13 protein-coding genes are annotated in these 19,736 nt (G+C 36.2%); 11 read left to right on the top strand and 2 right to left on the bottom strand.

From position 1 onward, the window contains the following. Positions 1–156: 156 nt before the first annotated feature. Positions 157–969: a siderophore-interacting protein gene (locus AAEU33_RS18340; RefSeq protein ID WP_345989517.1), complete on the top strand. Its 813-nt coding sequence runs from the start codon at positions 157–159 to the stop codon at positions 967–969. Between the two features lie 252 nt (positions 970–1,221). Further along, complete coding sequence (locus tag AAEU33_RS18335; RefSeq protein WP_345989515.1) at positions 1,222–1,926, top strand: class I SAM-dependent methyltransferase; 705 nt, start codon at positions 1,222–1,224, stop codon at positions 1,924–1,926. A 91-nt stretch (positions 1,927–2,017) separates the two neighbouring features. Here AAEU33_RS18335 and metG read toward each other — a convergent pair whose 3' ends face one another. Further along, positions 2,018–4,054: a methionine--tRNA ligase gene (gene metG, locus AAEU33_RS18330; RefSeq protein ID WP_345989513.1), complete on the bottom strand. Its 2,037-nt coding sequence runs from the start codon at positions 4,052–4,054 to the stop codon at positions 2,018–2,020. Between the two features lie 335 nt (positions 4,055–4,389). Here metG and AAEU33_RS18325 point away from each other — a divergent pair, with 335 nt between their 5' ends. The 9 genes from AAEU33_RS18325 to AAEU33_RS18285 all read left to right on the top strand — a co-directional run bounded on the left by AAEU33_RS18325 (position 4,390) and on the right by AAEU33_RS18285 (position 18,962). Next, entirely contained in the window at positions 4,390–7,119 is a 2,730-nt protein-coding gene (locus AAEU33_RS18325) for a SusC/RagA family TonB-linked outer membrane protein (RefSeq protein ID WP_273647507.1), read from the top strand. A gap of 6 nt (positions 7,120–7,125) precedes the next feature. Continuing rightward, positions 7,126–8,724 carry a RagB/SusD family nutrient uptake outer membrane protein gene (locus tag AAEU33_RS18320; RefSeq protein WP_345989511.1) on the top strand — a complete coding sequence of 533 codons (1,599 nt, stop codon included), beginning with the start codon at positions 7,126–7,128 and terminating at the stop codon, positions 8,722–8,724. Between the two features lie 17 nt (positions 8,725–8,741). Next, on the top strand, positions 8,742–9,812 hold the full coding sequence (locus AAEU33_RS18315) for a SusE domain-containing protein (protein WP_345989509.1): 1,071 nt from the start codon (positions 8,742–8,744) through the stop codon (positions 9,810–9,812). 109 nt (positions 9,813–9,921) lie between these two features. Then, the gene (locus AAEU33_RS18310) at positions 9,922–12,078 is read left to right on the top strand and encodes a glycoside hydrolase family 97 protein (RefSeq protein WP_345989507.1); all 2,157 of its coding nucleotides are present in this window, start codon (positions 9,922–9,924) and stop codon (positions 12,076–12,078) included. Positions 12,079–12,152: 74 nt separating this feature from the next. Beyond that, positions 12,153–14,015: a glycoside hydrolase family 13 protein gene (locus AAEU33_RS18305; protein WP_345989505.1), complete on the top strand. Its 1,863-nt coding sequence runs from the start codon at positions 12,153–12,155 to the stop codon at positions 14,013–14,015. A gap of 26 nt (positions 14,016–14,041) precedes the next feature. Further along, positions 14,042–14,557, top strand: a complete 516-nt coding sequence (locus tag AAEU33_RS18300) for a nuclear transport factor 2 family protein (RefSeq protein WP_345989503.1) — start codon at positions 14,042–14,044, stop codon at positions 14,555–14,557. A gap of 6 nt (positions 14,558–14,563) precedes the next feature. Beyond that, positions 14,564–15,946, top strand: a complete 1,383-nt coding sequence (locus AAEU33_RS18295) for an MFS transporter (RefSeq protein WP_345989500.1) — start codon at positions 14,564–14,566, stop codon at positions 15,944–15,946. 323 nt (positions 15,947–16,269) lie between these two features. Beyond that, positions 16,270–17,796 carry a GMC family oxidoreductase gene (locus AAEU33_RS18290; protein ID WP_345989498.1) on the top strand — a complete coding sequence of 509 codons (1,527 nt, stop codon included), beginning with the start codon at positions 16,270–16,272 and terminating at the stop codon, positions 17,794–17,796. Further along, complete coding sequence (locus tag AAEU33_RS18285; protein ID WP_345989496.1) at positions 17,796–18,962, top strand: MFS transporter; 1,167 nt, start codon at positions 17,796–17,798, stop codon at positions 18,960–18,962. Before AAEU33_RS18290 ends, AAEU33_RS18285 begins: the two co-directional genes overlap by 1 nt. A gap of 120 nt (positions 18,963–19,082) precedes the next feature. On the opposite strand, the gene AAEU33_RS18280 is transcribed toward AAEU33_RS18285, so the two are convergent. Beyond that, complete coding sequence (locus tag AAEU33_RS18280) at positions 19,083–19,679, bottom strand: NAD(P)H-dependent oxidoreductase (protein ID WP_345989494.1); 597 nt, start codon at positions 19,677–19,679, stop codon at positions 19,083–19,085. Between the last annotated feature and the right edge of the window lie 57 nt (positions 19,680–19,736).

The raw sequence follows: 19,736 nt of genomic DNA, 5'->3' as shown, positions 1-19,736 counted from the left end.
ATTTATTTCAATAATATTATTTTTATTTAGACGTAATAAAAATAATTAACTACATTTGTATCATTCTTTATGAAGAATGTTCTTTATCCTTATGTCCTATTATCAAAGGCTTCAAAGGATGATTGGTGTATAGCATATTAATTAAAAAAAAAAGGTATGGCTACAATGCAAGCAGGGCAGATCGTTGCCGAAGTAATCAAAAAACAATACATAACTCCTCATTTTATCAGAGTTTATCTTAAGGCCGAAGATGTTTCGATGTTCAGAAATACAACGATCGGTGATAACAATAAAATTGCGATTCCTCCCCATGGGCTGAACGAGATCTATTTTCCAACTTTAAATGAAAATCATGAATGGATCCATCCATCAAAGGAAGTCGCTCCCTTTATCCGTACGTATACGCATCGGGGAATTGATTTTGAAGCCAATGAACTGGTTATTGACTTTATTGATCACGGTGATAGTGGTCCTGCTTCAAAATGGGCTAGAGAGGCGAAAAAGGGCTCAAAGCTAGGCGTGATGATGCGTACAGAGGCCAAGGAACTTTATCCTCAGGCAGATTGGTATTTTCTTATTGGTGATGGTACTGCAATTCCGGTTTTGAGTGCCATTTTAGAAACCCTTCCCGAAACGGCAAAAGGAGTTTGTGTCATCGAAGTCCATGGGAGAGAAGACGAGCAGGAATTGGAAACCAAGGCCGATATTGAATTCATATGGGTTCATAATCCTGATGCTCACTTAGGAAACAAGCTTGCTGAGGTGGTGCGAAGGGTGGAGATCCCGGAAACTTCAAAATTTGGATATATTGCCTGTGAACTCTCCACCATGAAAGAGGTTCGCAATTATTTCAGAAAAGAAAAGAGCTGGAATCAGTCTGAGCTATATGCATATTCATACTGGAAAGCCGGTGCTGCGCAAGATGAGTCACAGGCAGAAAGGAGGAGAGAATTGCATGCGAATGAATAAGAATGGTCCCGACAAATCGTTCGGGTTTCTTTTGATAGGTATATTTTGAAGCTTTTTCCCGCTATCCACTCATACTCCTCGCGCCTTGCTTTCCCGATTCTTGCTGTGGGGTAACCGTTCCTATCGGGGCTATCTGTTACTACCGGTAACAAATTAATCTCCGCTAATTGGATTAGACTATCTTTTGTTCTATCAATTACCGCGATAGCTTTTCAAGGCAAAAATCTTATCTTTGCTTGATTAAAAGTTATTATGAAAGATTTAATGGGAAAAGCAATCTGGGATTACCATCATAATGAAGATCCTGAAGATTTGCAGACTGAAACTTCAATTTCCGAACTGGATGAACTTCCTGTAGATTATCTTTTCAGAACCTTTGAAGAGATGAATGCCTTGGAACAAAAAGCTCTGGAATCATCTTATGGAAAGGTTTTAGATATCGGAGCCGGAGCTGGTTCTCATTCTTTATATCTTCAGGATATCAGGAATCTGGATGTTGTGGCATTGGATATTTCCCCAAAATCGATTCAGGTGTGTCAGATAAGAGGAATTAAAAAAGCTGTCTGCGAGAATATGCTTGATTTCTCTGGCGAAACTTTTGATACCATATTGTTGTTAATGAATGGAACCGGGATTTTTGGAAGCCTGGCTGAAATAGATAATTACCTCCAAAAACTGCATTTATTGCTCAATGATAACGGACAGGTTTTAATCGACAGTACAGATATTTTATACATGTTTGACCGGGATGAAGATGGCGGAGTATATATCCCGGCAGAAGGTTATTATGGAGAATTGGATTATATCGTACACTATAAAGGAGAGTCCGAAGATCCTATCAAGTGGTTATACCTGGATTTTGAGACTTTAAAGAATGCTGCAGAAAATAATGGTTTCAATATTGAAAAGGTGATGCAGGATGAAGATGCTTATTTGGCAAAACTAATGAAGAAATAGAATATGAGTATCCCTGCGAGGACAATTGTATAAAAATAAAAATCCCCTAAGGTAAAACCTTAGGGGATTTTTTTACTATGCATTTAAATATTTAGCCTATTTCAATACCGTTTTCAACATTGCTGTCATCCGGAGTAACAAAAGATAGTTTTCCATCCGGCTTTGTGGTTAATAATAACATACCCTGAGATTCTATTCCACGAATTTTTCTTGGAGCCAGATTTAATAAGATCATCACCTGTTTTCCAATCAATTCTTCCGGAGTAAAACTCTCAGCAACTCCTGAAACTACTGTTCTTACATCAACTCCTGTGTCAACCGTAAACTTTAATAGCTTATCGGCTTTTTCTACTTTTTCAGCTTCTAAAATAGTAGCTGTTCTTAAATCAATTTTTGAAAAATCGTCAAAAGTAATCTCCTCTTTCATTGGGTTGGCGTTAGGATTTGTTTTCTTATTGTTTTGTTTTGTGTCTTCAAGCTTTTGGATTTGCGCTTCAATAACATCATCTTCTATTTTGTTAAATAATAAAGGTGCTTCTTCAATTTTATGGCCAATTTCAATATGGATTTGTGAGTTTTGTACTTCCTCCCAATTTTTCTTTGTAATATTAAAATATCCATATAGTTTTTCAGCTGTGAAAGGCATAAATGGTTCACAGATTTGGGCTGTTACAGCTGCAATTTGAGCCCCAACAAATAGAGCTTGAGCAGCTTTATTTGGATCTTCTTTTATTGTTTTCCAAGGCTCGGCATTTTGAAGGTACAAGTTACCATAATCGACAAGAGCCATAAATGAATTTAGAGCATTTCTAAATTCGTATTTTTCTAAATAGTTACTTACTTCATTTAATGCAGTTTTGATTGCATGTTTACTCTCCTCATCTAAAGTACCGTTTGGAACTTTTCCTTCGAAGTTTTTATTTGTAAAAGAAATAACTCTATTAATAAAATTTCCAAATTTATTAACTAATTCAGAATTATTTTTTGTCTGGAAATCTTTCCACGTAAAATTATTATCCTTTGTTTCGGGAGCAGAAGAAAGAAGAGCATATCTCAAAACATCCTGTTGTCCCGGGAAATCCTCAACATACTCATGTGCCCATACCGCCCAGTTCCTCGAAGTTGAGATTTTATCGTTTTCAAGGTTGAGGAACTCAAATGCCGGAACATTTTTAGGCATTATATAATCTCCGTGTGCCTTCATCATTGCCGGGAAGATGATACAATGGAATACAATATTATCTTTTCCGATAAAGTGAATCAGGTCACTGTCTTCACTTTGCCAGTAGTCCTTCCAGTTTTTTCCGTTTTTCTCTGCCCATTCCTGAGTAAAAGAAATATATCCGATAGGAGCATCGAACCAAACATACAATACTTTTCCTTCGGCATTAGGAAGTGGAACCGGAACTCCCCAGTTGAGGTCCCTGGTCATTGCACGTGGTTTTAGTCCGTCATTTAACCAGGATTTTACCTGTCCGTATACATTGGGCTTCCAGTCGTCTTTATGGCCTTCAATGATCCATTCGTTTAAGAAATCTTCATATTCATTTAAAGGTAAATACCAGTTTTTGGTTTCTTTAAGGATCGGAACATTTCCACTTAACATTGATTTCGGATTGATCAGTTCTGAAGGAGAAAGGGTAGTACCACATTTCTCACACTGATCTCCGTAAGCATTTTCATTCCCACAATTAGGACATGTTCCTACAATATAGCGGTCTGCTAAAAACTCGTTAGCCTGCTCATCAAAATATTGTTCAGAAACTTCCTCAGTGAATTTTCCCTTTTCATATAATGTTTTAAAGAAATCCTGGCTGGTTTCATAATGTTTTTTAGAAGTGGTTCTGGAATATTCATCGAATGAAATTCCAAGATCTGAAAAAGATTTTTTAATGATCTCATGGTATTTATCCACGATATCCTGAGGAGTAACTCCTTCCTTTTTGGCTCTTATCGTAATAGGGATCCCGTGCTCATCCGAACCACAGATAAACGCTACATCTTTTCCTGACCTTCTTTGAAATCTTGCGTAAACATCCGCAGGAATATAAACACCTGCCAAATGTCCTATATGAACCGGTCCGTTTGCATAAGGCAAAGCTGCCGTAATCATCTTTCTGTTTGACATTTATAGTAATAATTTAACTACAAATATACGGATTATCTCCCGAAAATTCTTGATAGCCCTCAATATTAGCAACAATAAGCGATTATTGGGAAATAAATATTACATTTTGTTAAACGCTTGTTTAACTTTTTGTTAATCCTGCGATAATATTATGCAACGCATAAGATCGTGTAAATTGATGAAAAGCAGAAATCTAATCTTTGGACCGCGTTTAATTTACATAAAATTATCTAAAGTTTTATTAAATTTATGATAATTCTAATTTTTTTCTAAATTGCAAGCGTGGTTTTCACGCCATTATTACTACAAAAACGAAACTATATAAAAAAAATATTGTGAGAAATTTTACAACGGTATTAAAAATAGCACCTGCTTTTTTATTAGCCAGTTCAATGGTTTATGCACAAGACTCTGTGACTAAAGAAAAGAAAATAGAGGAAGTGGTGCTGATTGGATATGGAAAGCAGAAGAAAACAGATTTAACAGGATCTATTTCTTCAGTGACATCAAAAGATTTTAATGGTGGTGCAGCAACTGCAGACCAATTAATTGTGGGAAAAACCCCAGGCGTGCAGATAACTGGGAACAGTGGAGCGCCCGGTGCAGGTTCTACTATAAGAGTAAGAGGAGGTTCTTCATTTATTAATAATGATCCATTAATAGTAATTGATGGTGTACCTATTGACTTTAATAGCTTAAGTGGTGCCACTAATCCATTAGCTCTCATAAATCCAAATGATATTGAAACTTTTGATATTTTAAAGGATGCTTCTTCCGCAGCGATTTATGGTAACAGAGCTTCAAATGGGGTCATTTTAATTACAACAAAGAAAGGAACTACAGGTAAATTGAAAGTTAACTTCAATACCAATTTTTCAGTCTCTACCAAAATGGGTAATGTGGACGTCCTCAATGCCAGCCAATTTCGAGATTTTGTAAATACATACGGAACTGCACTTCAAAAGACATACCTAGGAAATGCAAATACCAATTGGCAGGATCAGATTTATCAACAAGCATGGGGAACTGACAATAATATAGCTTTCTCCGGAGGCATTAAAAAATTACCTTATCGAGTTTCTATAGGATATAATGAGCAAAATGGTATTGTTAGAACCAATGAGTTTAAAAGAACATCTTTAGGTTTAAATTTTTCACCTAAATTTTTTGATAATCACTTAACTGTTAATGGTAACTTTAAAGGAACATTTTCTGAGAACAGATTTCCAGATAAAGGGGCTATTGGAGCATCTATCTATTTTGATCCTACTCAGCCTGTGTATTCTGGTAATTCAAATTATGGAGGGTATTATGAGTGGTTGGATCCTCAAAATCAGGCTACAGGACTAAATGTAAATGGTACCAGAAATCCCTTGGGATTATTGTACGGGAAAAGAGATCTTTCGTCTGTTTTCAGGATTATACCTAGCCTTCAATTAGATTATAAATTCCATTTTCTGCCTGATTTACGTTTAAATGTGACGGGATCATATGATTATGCAAAAAGTGATGGATCTGTAAATGTATCAAAAGACTATGCTCAAGGAATAGGGAGTTTAGGATCTTACCGTTCGTATTCCCAAGAAATAAAAAGTAAACTTTTCGAGTCATATTTAAATTATGTTAAGAAAATTGATGCCATAGATACCAATTTGGATATTATTGCAGGCTATTCTTATCAGGATACTCGTTCTATTACTCCTGAAGCACCTACATATTATGGCAACCAAAAAACAGATTATTCAACTCCCGGAGACACAAGAAGAACCTTATTGTCTTTTTATGCTAGAGGTATTTTTACTATAGCTAATAAATATGTCATTAACGGATCAATAAGAAGAGATGGTTCTTCTACATTCTGGAATGGAGTTGATAAAAATAACTTATGGGGTAATTTCCCGGCAGTGTCAGTTGCTTGGAAAATCAATGAAGAAAATTTTCTGAAGAATATTTCAAGTATAAATTCCTTGAAAATAAGAGCTGGATGGGGTAAAACAGGACAACAGGAAACAGGTAATTTTTATCCCGCTTTTGGTTCATATTCATATAGCAATAGTAGTACTGCTCAGTACCAATTTGGGAATAACTTTTATACGTTACTTCGTCCGGATGTTTATAATCCTAATCTGGTTTGGGAGACTACAACCACAAAAAATTTAGGGTTGGATTTCGAAATTCTTAATAGTAGGATTAATGGTTCAATAGATTATTTTGATAAGAAATCTGAGAATCTGATTGCAAAAGTTCCAACTTGGGCTGGAGATTTAAATAACTTTAATATTAAAAATGTTGGAATTATTGCTAATAAGGGATTTGAAGCTAATTTAAATATCATTCCGATAAAAAATGAAAATCTAACGTGGGATGTAAATTTTAATGCAACGAGATTCAATCCTAAAGTTACGAGTCTTTCACAATATGTAGATTCTGCTTATAAGATACCTGCTGGAAGTATTTCTGGAATCAACAATTATATTCAGGCAATTACAGTTGGTCAACCTCTTAATGCCTTTTACGTTTATCAACAGGTCTACGGTGCTAACGGAAAACCATTGGACGGGGCTTACATTGACAGAAATGGGGACGGAAAAATAACAGAAGATGATAAATATTTTTACAAGTCACCGAATCCGGATGTTATACTAGGTTTTTCCACAAAGGTGAAGTTTAAGAAATGGGATATTGGAACATCTCTTAGAGCGGTTTTAGGTAACTATGTTTATAATAATTCAGCTTCTAACAGTTCCATAGCAAATATTCAGGCAAACAATTTCTTAAGCAATACCAATTCAAGTGTTCTAAATACTCAGTTTGCAACTACACAGTTATTCTCTGATATGTTTATAGAAGATGCTTCGTTCCTAAGAATGGATAACATTACGGTTGGATATAACGCAGGTGAATTTATGGGGAAAGGCACAAATTTACGGATAAATGCAATGGCTCAAAATGTATTTGTAATCACCAAATACAAAGGTGTGGATCCTGAGGTTTTTGGTGGAATTGATAACGGATTTTATCAACGACCTAAAGTTTATTCAGTAGGGTTTAACTTTCAATTTTAATCTATCATGAAAAATAAGTATTTATATAAAAAACTAATTATTGGAACTATTACATTAGGAACTTTAATTTCAACAGGATCTTGTACACAGGATCTCGAAAGAGAGCCAACCTTGGGTTTAACCTCTACCGTATTATACAAAGATTTTAATAATTATAAACCTGCTCTCGCAAAAATCTATGCAGGTTTAGCAATTGGAGGACAAGGTGATGAAAATAATGGAGATGGAAATACGGATATCGGAGGTATAGATGGTGGGTTTTCCAATTATCTTCGTCAGATGTATAGTATGCAGGTATTGACGACAGATGAGGCTGTTATTGCCTGGAGTGATGCTGGTTTGCCTGAAATGCATAATATGACCTGGAATGCTTCAAATCCTTTTGTTGCGGCGATTTATTATAGAATGTATAACGTTATTGCTGTTAGTAATGAATTCATCAAAAATACAACCGATGAAAAACTTGCTACCAATGGAATTTCAGGAAGTAATCTTACTGAAGCTAAATATATGAATGCTGAAGCTCGATTTTTAAGAGCTCAATCATACTATCATGCTTTAGATTTATTTGGAAATGTTCCTTATGTATTGGAAACAACTGATATCATTAATAATCCGCCTCCAAGAATTACAAGACCAGAATTATTTAAGTTTGTGGAAACTGAATTATTGGCTTGTGCCAACGATTTAAAAGATCCTAAAACAAATGAATATGGTAGAGCGGATAAAGCTGCTGCCTGGGCATTACTTGCAAGACTGTATCTAAACGCAAAAGTTTATACGGGGACAGAAAGAAATACAGATTGTATTACTTATTGTAAAAAAGTAATTAGTTCTGGGTATGCCTTAAAATCAAATTATGGCTCATTGTTTATGGCGGATAATAATTTGAATAATCCGGAGGTTATTTTATCAGTAAATTATGATGGAATGCGTACAAAAACTTATGGGGGCTCAACTTTCATGGTACATGCTGCTATTGGAGGTTCAATGCCTGCTGCTCAATTTGGTGTCAATGGTGGTTGGGGTGGTTTAAGAACGACAAAATCCTTTGTGAGTTTGTTTAACGGAAACTCTAATGACCAAAGAGGTAATTTCTATACAAGCGGGCAAAATCTGGAGATTAATGATATAACTGCTTTTACTGACGGATATGCTTTTATTAAATATAAAAATATAAAATATGCTAACAATGCACCAGGTTCTGACCCTACAGGAAATTTTGTAGATGCTGATATACCATTATATCGTTTAGCAGATATTTATTTAATGTATGGCGAAGCTGTTACTAGAGGTGGTTCAGGAGGTGATATTGCAACTGCATTAGGATATGTAAATGCTCTCAGAACAAGAGCAGGAGGAAACTTAGTTACATCAATTAATACTGACTTTTTCTTAGATGAAAGAGCGCGAGAAATGTCGTGGGAGGCTACCAGAAGAACTGATTTAATACGATATGGGAAATTTACCTCAAGTGCTTATGTATGGCCTTGGAAAGGTGGTGTGAAAGAAGGAAAAGGAGTGGATGAATATAGAAATCTATTTCCTATTCCAGCTAATGATATCGTAGCTAATCCTAATTTGATTCAAAATCCAGGGTATTAACTTTTAAAAGTCTAAAAATGAAACATTTTTTTAAAATCTTAGCAATAGCTTTCGTAGGGCTTTGGGTTATCTCATGTACAAAAGACGATGATGAGGCTGTTATTACTGAAACTACCCAAAGTAAGATTACACCAGATAAGACAACGATCGTTTTGGATAAAAACAATCCTGATAACGTAGCTTTGAATGTGACCTGGAGTAAGTCAACTTTTGATCTACCTGTAGTTTACACACAACAGTTACAGTTTGCAATAAAAGGGAAAAGTTTTAAAGATGCTTCTACTATGGAAGCTACAAATTCTCCTATAGCCTTTACTCATAAACAACTTAACAATATAGCATTGAGTTTAGGAGCACCTACAAATGCAGCAGCTGAAATTGAGGTTCGCTTAAGAACTTTAGTTGGGGCAGCACCCTTTTATTCTGAGGTAATTACTTTAACAATAACTCCTTATCTTTTAGGACCTGTTTATAACTATACAGATTTATATCTAATAGGGGATGCCACGTCAGCCGGATGGACAAATACAACAGCTAATACTAATTTCCTTCCATTGCAAAAAACGGCTACTGCCGGGATCTATTCTTATACTGGGTATTTTGCACAGGGAGAATTTAAAATGATTAAAACTCCTGGATCATGGGATCCGCAATATGGATTAGGTTCTCCAGGAACATTAAGTACAAGTGGTGGATCAGGGAATATTCCTGTTGCAGCTGCGGGGTATTATAAGCTCAGTATTAATACAACCGCTTTGACTTATACATTAGTATCCGTACCTGCTCCGTCAACAACTTATACAACTATTTCAATGATTGGAACAGCATCAGGGGACTGGAATACGGATCTTGATCTTCAGAAATCAACTTTTGATCCTCATATCTGGGTGAAGAAGAATGTTGCAATGAATTCCGGTGAATTTAAGTTCAGAGCTAATCATGATTGGGGAACAAGTTGGGGAGTAGCACAGGAATTCTTTGGAGTAGCAGCCGTAGGAGGTGCCAACATTCCTTTAGCTACAGCATTCCATTATGATGTATATTTTAATGATATAACAGGTGAATATTCTGTAATTCCTGTATTTTAAAATATCCTGAAAAATACTATATCAAATATAAAATTACATAGAATTTAAAAAGTAAGGTGTTGCTTTTTAGTAACACTTTATTTATTTATTAAACATATAAATAGTCATTATGAAGAAAATTACAGTTGGAGCTTTATTGTTCTCAATGATGTTTGCGGGTGTTAATGCACAAACTTTAAAATCGCCGGACGGAAAGTTCGAAATGGACTTTCAGCTAAAGCAGGGAGTACCTTATTATAACTTAAAATATAATGGGGCAGTAGTTGTTGAAGATTCTAAATTGGGATTGAGATTATTTAAAGACACAGCTATTAAATTTGCCTCTGAAATTGCAAAAGCAGAAGACGCTAAATTTGACCTGAATAACGGGTTTACCAAGACAGACGAGAAAAGGGATTCTAAAAATGAAACCTGGCAGCCTGTACTTGGAGAAAAGAAAAACTACATCAATAACTATAATGAATTAGCTGTTACGCTTAATCAGGCTTCCACAGACAGAAGCATTGTGGTAAAATTCAGGTTGTTTAATGACGGATTAGGTTTCCGATATGAATTCCCACAACAGAAGAACCTTAATTATTTTGTGATCAGAGAGGAAGATTCTGAAATTGATTTTCCGACAGATATGAAAGCATGGTGGATTGTGGCTGATTATGATTCTCAGGAGTACCAATATCAGGAAACAAAAATTTCCGAAATCCCGGGTCGATGGGACAAAGCGTTTGATGCCAATGCTTCTCAGTCATTGGTTAAAAATGCAGTTCAGTCTCCTTTAATGTTAAAGAAAGAAGGTAAAAGTCCTTTATACGTCAATGTCGCTGAAGCGGCGGTTTTGGATTATCCTGCTTCGCATCTGGAAGTGGATGCTCAGAATTTCAAATTTAAAACGCATCTTACAGCCGACCGACAAGGAGCGAAAGGATATATTCAAACTCCTTCTGTTACGCCATGGAGAACGATTATAGTATCTCCAAAAGCAGAAGAGGTAATGGACTCAAAAATGATATTTAATCTTAATGAGCCGACTAAATATACCGATACTTCTTATATTCACCCTACAAAATATATGGGTGTGTGGTGGGAAATGATCATCGGAAAATCCCAATGGGCTTATTCTACGGCAGAAAATGTTCATTTAGGTAAAACAGATTTTACCAAATTAACTCCAAACGGAAAGCATGCTGCGAACAATACTAAAGTTAAAGAGTATATCGACTTTGCTGCTCAAAACGGATTTCAGGGACTTCTGATCGAAGGTTGGAATATAGGTTGGGAAGATTGGTTTGGACATTCAAAGGAATTTGTTTTTGACTTCATTACACCTTATCCGGATTTTGATATCAAAATGCTGAATGATTATGCCCACTCCAAAGGGATCAAACTGATCATGCATCATGAAACTTCAGGTTCGGCAACCAATTATGAAAGATGGTCCGATAAAGCTTTCCAGTTAATGAATAAATATGGATACGATGCTGTAAAAACAGGATATGTAGGAGATATTATTCCAAGAGGCGAGCACCATTATTCTCAGTGGACGATCAATCATTTTTACAGAATTGCAGAGAAAGCGAATGAATATAAGATCATGGTTAATTCTCATGAATCTGTACGTCCGACAGGAGAAAGCCGTACCTATCCGAATTACATTTCCGCAGAAGCAGCCCGTGGAACGGAATATGAGGCATTTGGAGGAAATAATGCAGATCATCAAACCATTTTACCATTTACAAGATGGATGGGAGGTTCAATGGATTATACTCCGGGAATTTTCCAGACTAAACTGGATTATTACTTCCCAGGTGATAAACGATTTGTAAAGACTACTTTGGTAAAACAGCTGGCATTATATGTTACCATGTATATGCCACTTCAGATGGCTGCCGATCTACCTGAGAATTACAAGAAGCATATGGATGCTTTCCAGTTTATCAAAGATGTAGCAGCGGATTGGGACGATACAAAAATCCTGGCAGCAGAGCCTGGAGATTACGTAATTACAGCCAGAAAAGCTAAAGGAACCGACAATTGGTTCGTGGGTGGAATTACAGATGAGAACAAACGTGAATATACAGTAGACTTCTCTTTCCTGGATAAAGGTCAGAAATATGAGGCAACAATTTATGAAGACGGTAAAGACGCTGATTATATTAATAATCCTCAAAGCTATAACATCTACAAAAAACAGATTACAAGCAAGTCTAAAATCAATTTTAAAATGGTAAGAAGTGGTGGTTTTGCAATCTCCATTAAGCTCATAAAATAAATTTTAAGAACCAACTTAAAACTTAAACCTTACAGGTACATGATTCCTGTAAGGTTTTTTTAAACCAGTCCATTATGAAAAAACTATATACAATATTAGCTCTTTTGACAGGTTGCTTTGCTTTTTCCCAGTTGAAAACATTAGAAAGAGTAGAGCCTGCATTTTGGTGGAAAGGGATGAAAAATCCTGAGCTTCAGTTATTGATTTATGGAAAGAACATCGCAGATTATGGGATTGAGCTGTCCAATGGTATTAGAATTAAAGATATCCGGAAAGTTGAGAACCCAAACTATCTCTTCGTTACCATTAATACGGATGAAATTAATGCTTCTGAGTTTAAAATCAACATAAAAAGAGGAACTGAAAATATAGCTTCTTATTCTTATGAACTCAGACAAAGAAATCCCAATTCAGCCAACAGGGAGTCCTTTACCTCTAAAGATGTGATGTATCTGATCATGCCGGATCGTTTTGCTAATGGTGATGAGAAGAACGATTCTCAGCCTGATCTTACTGAAAAAGCAAACAGAAAGCTTCCCAACGGAAGGCATGGTGGCGACCTCCGCGGTATTATCAATAATCTTGATTATATCCAGAATTTAGGTGCCACATCCGTATGGCTAACTCCGGTTACTGAAGATAATGAAAAAGTATATTCTTATCATGGATATGCACAAACAGATCTTTATAAAATCGATGGACGTTATGGTACCAACGAAGATTATCGTGAACTGTCCCGTGAACTGAATAAACGGAATATGAAACTTGTTTTGGACTATGTTACCAACCACTGGGGAGTTTCACACTGGATGATCAGGGATCTGCCAACCAAAGATTGGATCCATTGGTTTGATGAAGGAGAAAAAGGCTTCTATCGTTCGAATTATAAAACAACGACTCAGTTTGATACCAATGCATCTGATATTGATACAAAATATGCTTTGGATGGATGGTTTGATAAAACAATGCCCGACATCAACCAAAAACATCCTTTGGTTCTGAAATATCTCATTCAGAATGCAATCTGGTGGATTGAATATGCCGAGCTGGGAGGTTTTCGTGTGGATACCTATCCTTATAACGATAAAGAAGCGATGGCAAAATGGGCAAAAGCCATTACTGATGAATATCCGAAATTTAATATTGTTGGTGAAACGTGGTTATATACGGCCGGTCAGATTTCGGCCTGGCAGAAAGATTCAAAAACAGGAGAAGCTGCTCACTATAATTCCAATTTACCTTCTGTAATGGATTTTATGTTGTATGGTGATCTATCTAAAGCATTTACTGAAAAAAATGGTTGGGATAGCGGGCTGATTAAATTGTATAACGTATTTACCAGTGATTTCCTGTATCCTGATATTGATAATGTGATGGTCTTTTTCGAAAATCATGATACCGAGAGATGGAATGAAATTTTTAATGCTGACCCGGATGCGTACAAAATGGCTTTAACAGTAATTTCAACTGTCCGGGGAATTCCGCAAATATATTATGGTTCTGAAATAGGAATGAGGGGGGATAAAAAGAAAGGAGGAGATGCCGATATTCGCAGAGACTTTCCGGGAGGATGGAAATCAGACAGTCAAAATGCTTTTAATCCTTCAACCCAAACGGAAAAGCAAAAGGAATTCTACACTTTTACCCAAAAACTTCTGAACTGGAGAAAAGGGAAAGAGGTTATTCATACGGGAAAAACCAAAAATTATATTCCCCAAGACAATGTTTTCGTATATTTCAGGTATAATGAAAAAGACAGTGTTATGGTTGTTTTAAATAATAATAAAAAAGAGCAGGTTTTGGATTTAAAACGATTTGCTGAATCTATAGGCACCATTAAAAAGGGAAAAGATATCATTTCAGGGAAGGAATTTTCATTACAGAACACCATCACCATACCTGCAAAAACATCGCTGGTGATTGAATTGCAAAAATAATGAAATCAAATATATTAAATTAGAATATGAAAAAAATAACAATCATTTATACGCTGGTACTCCTGGTGTTTACTATTAACTATTCTTCAGCGCAGTCTAAATTCGAGAAAGATAAAGCTGAGATCGTAACCATGCTCGACGGGTTCAATGTTGCTGCTGCCAAAGCAGATTATACTGCATATTTTAATTATTTTGCTGATGAGTCTACATTCATCGGGACTGATGCTACAGAAGTTTGGGATAAGAAAGCTTTTATGATTTGGGCTAAGCCGTATTTTGATAAAAAGAAGACCTGGAATTTTACTGCTTTGAAAAGAAATGTGTATTTCAGTAAAGACGGTAAACTAGCCTGGTTCGATGAATTACTGGATACCCAGATGAAAATCTGCCGTGGTTCCGGTGTAGTGGAAAAAATAAACGGAAGCTGGAAAGTAAAACAATATGTCCTTTCCGTAACGGTTCCAAATGATGTAATAGATAAAGTGGTGGCTGAAAAGGCACCGATTGAGGATGTGCTTTTGCAGCAATTGAAAACCAAATAACAGACAATGGCTAAAAAAGTAAAACCGAATCTTTCCATGGCTCAGATCATCAATATGAGTATGGGATTTTTAGGGATTCAGATGGCTTTTGGTTTACAAAACGGAAATGCCAGCCGGATTCTTGCCAACTTTGGAGCAGATGTTCACGAGCTTTCCTGGTTTTGGTTGGTCGCTCCCGTTACCGGATTGATTGTTCAGCCTATTATCGGTCACATGGGGGATAATACCTGGAGCCCATTGGGAAGAAGGAAGCCTTACTTCTTAATAGGAGCCATTTTGTGCGCAATAGGCCTGGTACTACTTCCCAATGCTGCTTCCGCAACCCATATGATGGCAGCAAATGTCTTATTATTAGCTGTGATATTTTTGGCCATGATGGATGCATCCATCAATGTTGCAATGGAACCGTTCCGTGCGTTGGTAGGGGATATGCTTCCAAAACATCAGGGAACAATCGGATTTTCTGTTCAGACAATACTGATAGGAATCGGAGCGGTTATCGGGTCCTATTTACCGGATTGGCTAACTCAACTTGGAATTTCCAACGTTGCTCAGCCTGGTTTTGTAGCGGATAATGTAATTTATGCCTTTTATATCGGAGCAGGGGTTTTACTGGCAAGCATACTGTATACCATAGTGAGTACAAAGGAATATTCCCCAGAGGAGTTTGCAGAATTTGAAAATGGAAAAGAAATGGTTCAAGAACCATCTAAATTTACTGATATTTTCAAAGATTTTGCTAAAATACCTTTGCTTATGAAGAAATTAGGTGCAGTTCAGTTTTTTTCATGGTTTGCTCTTTTTACGATGTGGGTATTTACCACAAGTGCTTTGGCAACACATCATTTCGGACTGTCCCCGCAGGATACTCATTCAGCTGAATTCAATAGGGCTGGCGATCTTACAGGAAAATTGTTTGGATATTATAACTTGTGGGCAATTCCGTTTGCTTTTCTGCTCACCCCAATCGCCAAATTAATCGGAAAAAAACAAACTCATGCATTAGCTCTTTTTTGTGGAGGGATAGGACTGATTTCTATGTACTTTATCAAAGATGTAAGTTATCTGAAAATCTCAATGATAGGATTAGGCTTTGCCTGGGCAAGTATTTTAGCAATGCCTTATGCGATGCTGATTGATGCTATTCCTCAAAAGAAAATGGGAGTATACATGGGAATCTTTAATTTCTTTATTGTAATTCCTCAGATTATCAACGGTCTTTTTGGTGGGCCTATTGTAAGCGGATTCTTTGGGAATTATGCAATTGGGTATGTTGTTGTAGGAGGTGTTTGTATGTTGCTTGGAGCCGTCCTTACAATGATTTTTATTAAATCAGAAGATGAAACACCTAAAGAAATTGAAGAAGAAATTCAACAGGTCCATTTTTAATTTTATATCAATAAATAATATATCAGATATTAGAAGTTAGAAGGCAGAAATACAATTATGTCGAAAAATATATCAACAGAAGCGGGCTTTAGCCCGCTTTTCTAATTTATACAAATGGCTTTAGCCAAAACATAGTTTAAATTACAGATTTATCCATCATAAAATGAAGTTTACAACTGTTCCATAAAATTGATGAGATTATTTAATATATCCATATTCAGAAAGAGTCATCGTTCTTTATTTATACAATCAATCGGAATTTAATCTTTTATTAAGCTAGTCATGGCTTTAAATTTTTAATTTAGATTGATTAAATAGTAATAATGTACGATATCATCATTATAGGAAGTGGAGCCGGAGGTGCAACAATGGCTTACCGATTGGCCGATAGCGGCAAAAAAATTGTGGTTATTGAAAGAGGAGATTATGTGCCCGTTGAAAAAGAGAATTGGGATTCCATAGAGGTTTTTGAAAAGAACAGATATACAACAACCGATTTATGGCTGGATAAACATGGGAAGCCATTTCGTCCCGGTATGCATTATAATGTAGGTGGAAATACCAAATTTTATGGAGCTGCTTTATTTCGTTTAAGGGAGGAAGATTTTAAAGAAATAAAACATTATGGCGGAACTTCACCAGCTTGGCCTATTCAATATGAAGATTTAAAGGATTACTATCTGGAAGCTGAAAAGCTTTTCCATGTTCATGGTAAAAGAGGATCTGATCCTACTGAACCTTATGATGCAGAACCTTATCCATACCCGCCTTTGCCCCATGAGCCAAGGATACAGGAAATTGTTGATGAACTCACCGATTATGGACTGCATCCTTTTGAATTACCCATAGGGGTTAACTTTGAACCTCATAAAACAGCTAATGCGCCTTATGTGCTGGACCGTTTTGATGGTTTTCCTGATGCCGCCGAAAGAAAAGGAGATGCGCACTTATGTTCATTGTCAAAAGCACTTGAGTATCCCAACGTGGAATTGATGACGAATACAAAAGTCATTAGATTGAATACCAATAATACCGGAACCAGGATTTCAGAAGTTGTTATAGAACAAAATGGACAGATAAAAACCCTTACATCAGATCTTGTTATTCTTTCAGCAGGAGCTATCAATTCTGCGGCTATATTGCTTGAAAGTAAAAATGAACGATTTCCTACAGGGCTCGCCAATACTTCGGATCAGGTCGGAAGAAACTATATGTTCCACCAGAATACAGCTCTTGTTGCGTTGTACACAGAACATAATCCCACAAAATTCGGTAAAACATTCGGTGTGAATGACTTCTACCATGCTAACCGTGGATATGAGTTTCCTCTTGGGCATATTCAGATGTTGGGAAAATCAGATGAGTATCAGATCAGAGCCGATAGTCCTGTTGCAGCTCCCGGTTTTACGTTTGAATTGATGGCCAGACACGCCGTAGATTTTTGGCTGACTTCAGAAGATTTGCCGGATCCTGAAAATAGGGTTACTGTAGAAAACGGACAAATCAGGATTGCCTATTCTGAAAACAATCAAAAGGGACACGAATTTTTAAAGGCTGAGCTGATCAAAGCTTTAAAAGCATCAGGTAAATTTGAGAGCTTTTTATTCAAAGGTTTCTATTTTAGTAAAGGGATGGACATTGCTTCTCCGGCTCATCAGAACGGAACGACAAAAATGGGAACCGATCCGGGGACGTCGGTTGTAGATATCTACTGCAAAAGTCACGATTTAGAAAATCTGTATATCGTAGACGGAGGATTTTTTGTTTCCAGTGGTGCTGTAAATCCGGCTCTTACTATTATTGCGATGGCTTTACGTGTTGGGGATCATATAAAGGCTAAATTAATGTAATGAATTCTAAAACAGTCACCATCATTGTCGTTTATATTTTAGCATTTTTAACGGGAGTTAATTTTGTGGTGTTTCCAGCATTGGGAACTGTTTTTACAAACCCTTCATTATTTACACTTACTTCATCACAATTTGGAAATCTTTTTATCCCTCAGGTTATATGTATTATAGTTGCCTGCTTCGGAGCACCGTTCCTGATTAATAAAACAGGACCTAAGCCGGTTCTGGTTTGTGGGCTTTTGCTGATGATTATATCTACAGGTTGTTTGTGGATGCTCCATTATTTTATGGCGAATAAAACTCTGCTGTTTCCGGTATTGATGGTTTTAGTAGCCTTTATGGGAGCCGGATTCGGACTTTCTATTACCACTTTGAATCCATTGGCTGCAAGCCTGTTTGATGATAACAGGTCTTCTGCAATTTTAATTTTACAGTTTCTGGTAGGGTTGGGGACATCTACTTCTCCTTTAATGATGAATCTGATAGGTGATGTGAAAAACTGGAAATATGTTCCCGGAAGTATATTTATAATGGTATCCGCTGCCTTTGTTATGTTTTTATTTTTAAAAATACAAAAAGGAAGATTGTTCCAGCTTCCTGATCATTTTAAAATCCCTGGAAAATTATGGATCTTTTTTATCACCATTATTTTGTACGGCTGTATCGAAGGAACATTTGGGAGCTTTGGAGGGATAATACTCAAAAATCAAGGATTGGATAACAGTAAAGCCAGTCTTGGGCTTTCTTTATTTTGGGGTGGTATTGCTATAAACCGTCTGCTGTTTGGGATTTTCTCAAAGAAATTTAATGTATCATATGTCTTTCTGATATCACCATTGTTTGTTGCCGGATTTCTTACCCTGATGGTAGTTGATCCTGATATAAATATCCTTTTATTGCTGATGTTTTTCATTGGTTTTTTTATGGGAAGTATCTTTCCCGGATCTATAGGTTGGGGAACAGCAGAGTTTCCGATGTTTTCGGTTTTGGTATCTGGCTTTTTGATGGCGGCCAATCAAATAGGGACAGGGGTTGTAACGAATGTTTTGGGCAGTTTTTCCAATTATACTTCTGCAATTTTAGAATCTCTGATTGCCCTTATGCTGATTATTTTCGCTTTACTTTTCTATCTTAAACGAAATTCCAAAATTAAGGAGGCTTTTTAATCTTTTTACCAAAAATATACTAATCCTCCTGTAATGAAAAAGGTGGGTTTAAACCCACCTCAACAATAAGAGTATAAAAACGGCTTAGCCAAAACTTACATTTTTATTAGCTCAATTGAATTATACCAGTTCTTCAATCTCAGCAATTGCTTTTGATAAATTTGTTTCTTTCAACTGTGGAACCATGGTTCCCTGAGATTTGAAAACTTTGATATCCGTAATACCGATGAAACCGAATAAGGTTTTTAAGTAGGTTTCCATATTTTCAATAAGTCCATTTTCATACACACCTCCGGATGCGAAATTCAGGTATATTTTTTTATTTTGCAGGAGACCATTTGGAACCCCGTCAATATAAGAAAATGTTTTCCCTGCGACAGATATGCTATCGATCCAGGATTTTAAAGTTGACGGAAAACTGAAATTATAAAAAGGAACTCCTATAACAATAATATCTGAATCCTGAACTTCTTTTAATGCTTCGTTAGAATATTTTGAAGCTTCTTTCTGTTCATCATTCTTTTCCTCATCCGGAATTCTTGAAGCACTAAAATGATGAATCTCCAGATGGGGGATAGGATTTAAACCCAGATCACGGACAACAACCGTGCTCCCGGGATTTTTATCCAGCAATTGATTGATAACAGTCTGAGATAAATGATTGCTTATAGAATTTTCTCCTACAATACTTGTTTTGATATTTAAAATGTTAGCCATTTTGTTTAAATTTTTTTTGTTTTTATTAATGTCAAAATTATTGTAAATTTACTTTCA

The sequence above is a fragment of the Chryseobacterium sp. Chry.R1 genome, assembly GCF_039645525.1.
In the GTDB taxonomy this organism is placed as follows: domain Bacteria; phylum Bacteroidota; class Bacteroidia; order Flavobacteriales; family Weeksellaceae; genus Chryseobacterium; species Chryseobacterium proteolyticum.
This window is presented reverse-complemented; position numbering and strand designations above follow the sequence as displayed.